This window comes from Streptosporangium sp. NPDC023825 (assembly GCF_040639575.1).
Lineage (GTDB): Bacteria > Actinomycetota > Actinomycetes > Streptosporangiales > Streptosporangiaceae > Streptosporangium.
Window position 1 is genome coordinate 1 of the sequence record NZ_JBFAAE010000123.1, and the last position, 7,494, is coordinate 7,494.

Annotated in this window: 9 protein-coding genes; 7 read left to right on the forward strand and 2 right to left on the reverse strand. The window is 64.4% G+C overall.

The annotated features are described in order from the left end of the window. Positions 1-309 precede the first annotated feature (309 nt). Entirely contained in the window at positions 310-1,008 is a 699-nt protein-coding gene (locus tag AB0G15_RS42945) for a cytidylate kinase family protein (protein ID WP_362851415.1), read from the forward strand. Positions 1,009-1,216: 208 nt separating this feature from the next. On the opposite strand, the gene AB0G15_RS42950 is transcribed toward AB0G15_RS42945, so the two are convergent. Continuing rightward, complete coding sequence (locus AB0G15_RS42950) at positions 1,217-2,458, reverse strand: cellulose binding domain-containing protein (protein WP_362851417.1); 1,242 nt, start codon at positions 2,456-2,458, stop codon at positions 1,217-1,219. Positions 2,459-2,885: 427 nt separating this feature from the next. Between AB0G15_RS42950 and AB0G15_RS42955 the strand changes: the two genes are divergently transcribed. Next, entirely contained in the window at positions 2,886-3,506 is a 621-nt protein-coding gene (locus AB0G15_RS42955) for a LamG-like jellyroll fold domain-containing protein (protein ID WP_362851419.1), read from the forward strand. A gap of 18 nt (positions 3,507-3,524) precedes the next feature. Here AB0G15_RS42955 and AB0G15_RS42960 read toward each other — a convergent pair whose 3' ends face one another. After that, complete coding sequence (locus AB0G15_RS42960; protein WP_362851421.1) at positions 3,525-4,748, reverse strand: hypothetical protein; 1,224 nt, start codon at positions 4,746-4,748, stop codon at positions 3,525-3,527. A 514-nt stretch (positions 4,749-5,262) separates the two neighbouring features. Between AB0G15_RS42960 and AB0G15_RS42965 the strand changes: the two genes are divergently transcribed. The 5 genes from AB0G15_RS42965 (at position 5,263) to AB0G15_RS42985 (ending at position 6,984) form a co-directional block, all read left to right on the forward strand. Beyond that, a complete protein-coding gene (locus AB0G15_RS42965) occupies positions 5,263-5,466 on the forward strand; it encodes a hypothetical protein (RefSeq protein ID WP_362851423.1) in 204 nt (67 codons plus the stop codon). Positions 5,467-5,589: 123 nt separating this feature from the next. Further along, positions 5,590-6,186 (forward strand): hypothetical protein, encoded by a 597-nt coding sequence (locus AB0G15_RS42970; RefSeq protein ID WP_362851425.1) that lies wholly within the window; start codon positions 5,590-5,592, stop codon positions 6,184-6,186. A gap of 125 nt (positions 6,187-6,311) precedes the next feature. Next, a complete protein-coding gene (locus AB0G15_RS42975; RefSeq protein ID WP_362851427.1) occupies positions 6,312-6,515 on the forward strand; it encodes a type II toxin-antitoxin system RelE/ParE family toxin in 204 nt (67 codons plus the stop codon). A gap of 29 nt (positions 6,516-6,544) precedes the next feature. Further along, positions 6,545-6,676 (forward strand): hypothetical protein, encoded by a 132-nt coding sequence (locus AB0G15_RS42980; RefSeq protein ID WP_362851429.1) that lies wholly within the window; start codon positions 6,545-6,547, stop codon positions 6,674-6,676. Continuing rightward, positions 6,676-6,984 (forward strand): helix-turn-helix transcriptional regulator, encoded by a 309-nt coding sequence (locus AB0G15_RS42985; protein ID WP_362851431.1) that lies wholly within the window; start codon positions 6,676-6,678, stop codon positions 6,982-6,984. The genes AB0G15_RS42980 and AB0G15_RS42985 overlap by 1 nt, the downstream gene beginning before the upstream one ends. Positions 6,985-7,494: the final 510 nt, after the last annotated feature.

The following is a 7,494-nucleotide window of genomic DNA, read 5'->3' on the forward strand; positions in this document are numbered from 1 at the left end:
ACGCATGCAATACCGGCCCGATCTCATCACCGGCTTCTTCAACGAGACCGGTCTACCCTTCGAGCTGGCCTAACCCTGAAGATTTAATCTCAGTAACGGAGAACACCACTTCTGGGTGACCAAATGGGTGACAACGACCCCGGACGGGGGCGTACGGCCGTGGACCGTAAGCCAGGTCAGGGCCGCTATCCGCCCTGGTCGCGCCCCGCTTGGATCGCCTTACAGGCGAGATGTCACTGGTTCGAACGCGAGCCGGCCACCGCAGCCTGACGTGCGGTGCCAGACCGAGACACCGTGAGAGAGGCAGCAATGGACCAAGGCACCCGCGGCGAGCTCATCAGTCGGCTGGCCGAGGCGGTCAGGTCCGTCACGACCGTGCACCCGCTGCGGGTCGCCATCGACGGGCCGCCCGCCGCCGGCAAGACCACGCTGGCCGACGAGCTCGCCGTCGTCCTGCGCGCGCGGGACCGCGACGTCATCCGCGCGACCATCGACGACTTCCTCTTCCCCCGTGCGCGGCGCTACCGACGCGGCCAGTACTCGGCCGAAGGCTGCTACTTCGACGCCCACGACCACACCGCGCTGTGCCGGGTCCTGCTCGATCCGCTGGGCCCAGGCGGAGACCGAAGGTTCCAACACGCGGTTCACGACAGAGACACCGACACTCCATCGTCCCCGCCGGCCATGACCGCCCCCGCAGACGCCGTACTGCTCTTCGACGGCGTCTTCCTCCTGCGCCCAGAACTCATCGACCGGTGGGACCTGCGCATCTTCGTGTCCGTCCCATTCGAGCAGACGGTAGATCGCGCCCGGAACCGAGGCACAGCGCTGGCCGGATCCACGGGCGACACCGCCGAAATCGAACGGACCTGGCGCAACCGCTATATACCCTCCCAACAGCTCTACTTTGTCACGGCCCGCCCAGCCGACCACGCCGACATCATCGTGTACAACGATCAGCTCCAACGGCCGACCTGGGAAGTCCGACCACACTCATCGACTAAATGATCGAGCCGTGTGAGCGTGCGCCTGTGCCATTCCGCCGTCACCCTGCTCATCCGGCATGCAGGAATCTCACCCAGGTAGTGCCAGGTCTCGTACGACGGCCGTCGTGACGCAGGCGGGGCTCCTGTCGTGGAGAGACGCCCAGCGACGCCGGGAGGGAGGGGGTGCGGTGGCATCCGACGGCTGATGGCCACAGCGTGCCGGATGGGTGTCACGGGCGGCCGCTGCAGGTGAGGGAGGGGGGCGACGGCGTACCGCCGGCCAGGAAGCCGAAGGTGGTCGTGCCGGACGCCGGGATCGAGCCGTTGTAAGAGGCGTTCGTCACCGTTACAGCGGGGCCGTCGGCGGCCAGCGTGCCGTTCCATACCTGGCTGACCGTCTGGCCGTTGCCCGGCGTCCATCTGACGGTCCATCCGCTGACAGCCGAGCCGCCTGCCGTCACCGTGACCTCGCCCTGATATCCGCCCGGCCACGAGTTCGTGGTGCGGTAACTCGCGGTGCAGGTGCCCGTAGACGGGGAGGGCGACGGGGTGACCGAAGGTGAGGGCGACGGGGTGACCGAAGGCGAGGGGGAGGGCGACGGGTCGCCTGGCGGCACGTATGGACACTTGCTGCGGTACATCGAGATGCCGGTGGAGTCCATCAACGGACACAGGAACTGGGTGTACCGGGTGTCGTTGTCAACGAAGATCTTCAGCCACGGGATCAGCGTCCGCATCTCGGTCGTGTTCGCCCTCGTCGCGAACAGGTGGTCCACGCCGGTTATCTCCACCCAGGCGCTCTGTGCCGCGGCGGGAAGCGTGCTGTACAACCCGTTGAGGTAGGACGGCGTGACCACCGTGTCCCTCTGCCCGGAGATGAACATCGTGGGCACCCGGTTATCGGCCAGGCTCAGGTTCCCTGTGGGCGAGCCGGGCGCGAGCCCGACCGCGGCCTTCAGCGAGGGCCGCCGGAGCGCCGCGGTGAGGGCGCCGGCACCACCCGCGGAGTGGCCGACCACCGACAACCGGCTGGGGTCGACGCGGTCTCGTACCGAACTCCGCTGAGTGAGATAGTCCAGGGCGGCGAGCAGCTGGGTCGCTCGGGCGTCGGCGCCGTCGGTGCGGCTGTTGGTCTCGATTCCGATGACGACGAAACCGAAGGACGCGAGCCAGGGGCCCATCCAGGCCTCCTCGTCGGCGAACAGGGCGGAGTAGCCGGGCACGATCGCGACCGCGCCGAAAGTCCCCTGGCCGGTGTCCGTCGGATAATAGATCACCCCACCGCCGAGGCCGTTCCCGCGCGGCACGCTGATCTGCGCGGTGGCGAAGCTCCCCCTGGTGGCGGCCACACTGGCCAAGGTAGGGTCGGGACCTCGCTGATAGGGATTGTCGGCGGCCGATGCCGGCCGAGTCACGACGGTCACCGCGAGCAGCCCGAGGACGACGACCGCCGCGGCCATCGCACGCTTCACCCACCCGCCCTGCGGCCCGGGCTCTGATCGGACCCTCCAGCAGGCGGCACGAGGCGCCGGAGTCTCACTCACACGTCGTCGCACTGTGGTGTTCCTTCTCTTCGGGTGAGCCCCTCATCGGGATCAGCACGTGACGGTCATCGCCGAGTGGTCTTCGGTGCGGAGGCTCCGCACCGCACCGCTCGCCTCCTCGTCCCGGCACCGGAACGCGTACCACGAGGGCGTCGTGATCGGCGGCCCCTGCGTCACCAGCCCGCAGTGGAAACCGCTCCGGGGACTTAGTGTGGAAACATCTCCGAAACGTGTCAAGATCCGTGTAAAACTTTCGGGACTCGCTCTGTGCGTATACGCGTCCTGTGGTGTGTCGACGCGGGACGTCGACGATAAAAGCACCTGGAACTTTCATCGTGATCTTGGAGTCGGTCGGGTGCGAAACGCTGCCCGCCGAAGGCGCGCAACGGAATTCGTCTCGCCGTGGTCGGAATGGCGGCAGGTCGTCGTCGACGTGACCCATCCCGGTGATGAGCCCCTGGCCCAGACCGCCGGACCGGTCATCCGCACCGACCAGAGCTTCACCGTGTCCGCCTGGCTGCAATGGAACGATAAGGACGGCACGTACACCGTCCTCGACCAGAAGGACGGTGAGCAGGCGCCCTTCCGGCTCGGAAACGATGCCGAGCAGGGGCTGCTGTTCACCTTCACGAACGCCGACGACCCCGGCACCCAGGTTGAGGGAGTGTTGTCCGGTACCGAAGCCCCGGCGGCGGAGTGGTTCCACCTCACGGGCACCTACGACGCGGCGACGAGGGCAGCCACGTTACGCCTCAACGGCACCCCGATCGGTACCCCGTTGTTGCTGATCCGCCGGTCGCGCGATGTGCAGGAGCGACGTCGTAACCGTCAGGGCACGCCTCCGGCGGGGACTCGGCTCTGGGATGGTCATGGCGAACATGGGCACGGTCGTGGAGGAGCCGAGGTCAGCCTGATCTTCCCGTCTCCCGTATTCGGCGGGGCCCGGCACTCCGCGGGGACGAAGCAGACGGAATGATCGGGAATGCATCTGCAACTAACCCTGGTTCTCGACAAACACGCTGCCCAGGGACAAGTTATCGCTGAGATCAAGGTTCAGGTCTCGAATTCTGTCCGATCTTCCGGACTGGACATTGACCTTGTAGTAGCCGAAGGACCCCCCAGGCTCCGGAGGCTCGGCCTCAATAATATATTCATTGGCGTTGAGCCATGCGTGGCCCATTGCGTCGCTGGACTCCGACAACAGGCGGAGCTTGAGTTTCTTTATAAGTTTTCCCGTCATGGCGTCACGGGTAACCAGATAATCAACGTCGTTCTCGTCGGTGTGGATGGCCAGGAACAGGCGGCCGTCCGGGGAAAGTTCACCAGCGAATTCGCCTTCTGTCCATTCGCTGACAGTCGCACCGTCGCGATCGAGGATGGTCATCTTTCTGGTGGTGGTCCCCTCGTCTTCGATGCTGGGGCAGTCTTTTTGTACTGCGATTCGTAGGGGATTTTTGCCGATGCCAAGTACGGTGCAGACGCCGGGAAGTGTCCTGGTGTGACCCGTGGCGAACTCTGTGAGCAATAGACGGGGCCGGCTTCCCCCAAAAGTGATCGCGAAGAATTTGCCGTCTGGCGAGATTTCCAGGCTTCGAATGTCATTGAGCATCCGCGCATCAAGGCGCGGCGAAATGGCCTTCATCTGGGCTGTCGGCAGGTCCCAGCCCAGAAATTGTGAGTGCTTCTTGCTGAAATAGGCCAAGCGGTGGCCATCTCGAGAGATTTGGAGCGGCACGTCTCGGCGATGTTTGCTGTCTATCTCCACTTGGCTTGCCGCGTCATAGAGTTCGATATCGCTGACGCAAGTGTCATCGCTGACACTAACGCCAAGCCTGTGGCCGCCGCACCCGCCGCCATACGGAATTCCTATGTCTTGCCTTCCCTCATCTCTAACATAATTGACGCGTAGCCGCCATTCGGTGCACGCGACCAGTGGGGGCCTGGCGCTCTCGTCCTCGGAGCGAGAGGGCCATTGATGGCACTCGTTGTTTTCGGGGGTGAACGCATATTGCACAGGTGGATCGTAGGGTTTGGGTATCCATTCCCAGGCCACGGTCCGCGGCTTGGTGTCCCAGTTCAAATAGAGAAAGCCCACCCCGAGGATGCCGAGGAGAAGGAGAAGTCCGATCCATGCCGACGATCCTCGCTTTGAAGGGCTGTGTGCCTCGCGAGATGGTGAGTCGAACCCGGTGGTGCCGTCGGGATCCGATCCGTTCATATCGATAGTTGACCTCACGCTTCGGTGCCGCCCCGTTCGATCATGAGTGACACCATAAGTCAGGTTCATCACAGGTAAGTAACGTGCGGAGACCTCCCGTGCTGCGAACCAATGGAGAATCAAAAGACCGGTAGTGCCGATGGGCCAAGGAGACCAGTGGCCGATACGTGAAGCATTAGCGACGGCTGTCCATGCCACTGGTTGACACCACCGGGTGACCATAGCTGAGGTGACAGCAGCGCTGACAGCAATATCCCCCCGCGCCGGCACATCCGTGCCACCGGCACACACGCACCCGACCACGGTCTCGATGACCGAACAGGGTGATTGCTCCGCCCGAAAGAGGTCCTCCAGAATTACGGAGGTTGACATGGAGTAAGCGTCATTCCATTTGAGTGACGAACCCACCGCGTTCCGGAGACGTCCAGGACGTTTCCAGAGCTGGAGCCGAGAGGTCGAGCAGGTTCGGGACGTACCCGGTATCGAGGCGAGGTCCGGGGACGAGCACATCGCGATGAGCGTCTTACGTTTCGATCCGGAGCTGCCCGTAGCGCCGCACCTGGCCAAGCTCGTCGGCCATGACTCGCCGGTGATGCACCTGCGCCGCTACCAGGACGACGGCCTGTTCGACCGGTTCGGCTACCACGCCTTCGAGCTGTGGAGCAACGGCCGCGACGTCTGGGCGGACGACCCGCGGGAGAGCGTGAGCTCTGGGTGACGAATCAGATGGCAGTCACCCTGAGCAGAACTCCAGTTTTCCGGGGCTCTGCGCTTGTCGGGGTCCACGGATAGAATTCGAGTGGATCATGAGCTGCCTTGATCGACCCTGGTTGGAGTTGCCGTGGCTTCGAATGGGCGAACCCCAAGGAGTTCGATCGGCGCGCCGGGTTTTCCGTTGATCGGCTCACTGGTGGTCGTCGGACTGCTACTCCTGTACGGGGCAAGCTTCCCCAGCGGCAACCCTTTGTGGGTGTTTCCTGTTCTCCTGGCGTTCTTCGTACTGGGTGTGGTCTGGTTCGGGCGCCTCGTCGTGGAGGTTTTCAATTCGGAAGGTCGGCCTGGTGTCAAACGAAACCTGTTGCGCTGGGCAGCACCGGCGATCGTCGGAATTCTGGTGTTCGCGCTGGCTGCTCTGGGGCCTGGAAGATTCAGATTCTCCCTGTCCGAGGAGAGTTTCGAGAAGGTCGCACGGTCAGCGGTAGCGGGAAGCGCCGACTGGAGGATGGGTGCCACGACGCTCGGGCTGTTCGAGATCTCCTGGGCCGAACGGCACGAGGGTACGGTGCGCTTCGCACTGGCGGGCGGAGGAGACGGCATTTACACCCATGGCTTCATCTGGAGTCCGCGCGGGGAGCCTCCGTTGCCGGAAGCGAAGGAGTACCAACCCGAGGTCGAGCACTACTACGGGCCCTGGTATCTGTGGAGTGCGAACTTCTGAACCTTGAGTGACCGACTGAGTGACGACGACCCCGGACGGGGGCGGGCGACGGTGGACGGTCGCGGACCGTACGCCCAGGTCAGCGCCGGTATCTGTGTGGAGTGGATGCGCGGAGGGAATCTCAGGTGAATAAGCCGTATGGCTTTGAGGCCGAGCCGGAGGTCCGTGAGTGGCTCGACAACCTGAGTGACAGCGACTTCAAGCGCGTTGACGAGGTGGCCGGTCTACTGGCGGAAAAAGGGACTGAGCTTGGCGGTCCGTGGTCGGATCATCTGGAAGGACCAGTCTGGGAACTGCGGGTTCGGCTCCGTGATGTTGCAGCTCGGTGACGTACTGGTGTACTCCGGGTAGGACGATCGTGTTGCTCACGGTTTTCCGCAAGACCAAGCAGCACGATCAACGGCAGATCGACATGGCGGTCCGGGCACAGAAGATCTGTGAACGTGACCACCACGGGCCGGTGGCCGAGATCTATGAGAGGAAGGTGTGATGGCTGGTTATCACACCCGCTGGGTGCGACCTGAACCTCGGACCGAGGATCCCGAACGGATCATGATCCGTGAGGCGTTGGCTTTTGGTAAGGCGCTGTATGACCGGCGTGGTGCGCTTGGGCTGACCGTGACGGAGTTGGCTGAGCGTGCGGGCATGACCGTGGATGAGATCGAGTGCATCGAGGAAGGCGGGACGGCGCCGACGATCGCCTTGCTGCGGCGTCTGGCTGCGGCACTGAACGCTGACGTCCGTCTCACCTCCGGTCATGATCTGGGCTCGGTCTGGTTCGAGCCACACGCGGCCTGATCGACGGACACCGATGGCAGGACGCGCCAAAAAGCACGAGCTCCGGGTGACCAACTGGGTGACAACGACCCCGGACGGGGGCGGACGACGGTGAACGGTCGTGGACCGTACGCCCAGGTCAGCGCCGGTATCGCCCCCGCTCGGATCGCCTTGCAAGCGAGATGTCACCGGTTCGAACCCAGTGGTGCCCACCAGCCAAAACGCCCCGTAGCCGATCTTCGGAATGGGGCGTGAAGCGACTGAGGGTCGCGCAGATAGGCCCACGCTGCCCCGGCAGGACGTCTTCCGTCGCCCCGGCCGGCTGCCACGGACGCCGCGCCGTCGTCGCGGTCCGGGCTATGGCGGGGACGGTCTCCCCGGCGCGCCGGATCCGGTGGCCCGCAGGAAGCGGGCGCCCCACTCCTGGACATGCGCGGCGAACTCCGGCGGCCCCAGCACCTCGAACTCGGCGCCCACGTTGCCCAGCGCCTGGGTCGGCCAATCGAGGGAGGTCGAGGTCATGGTGAGCCG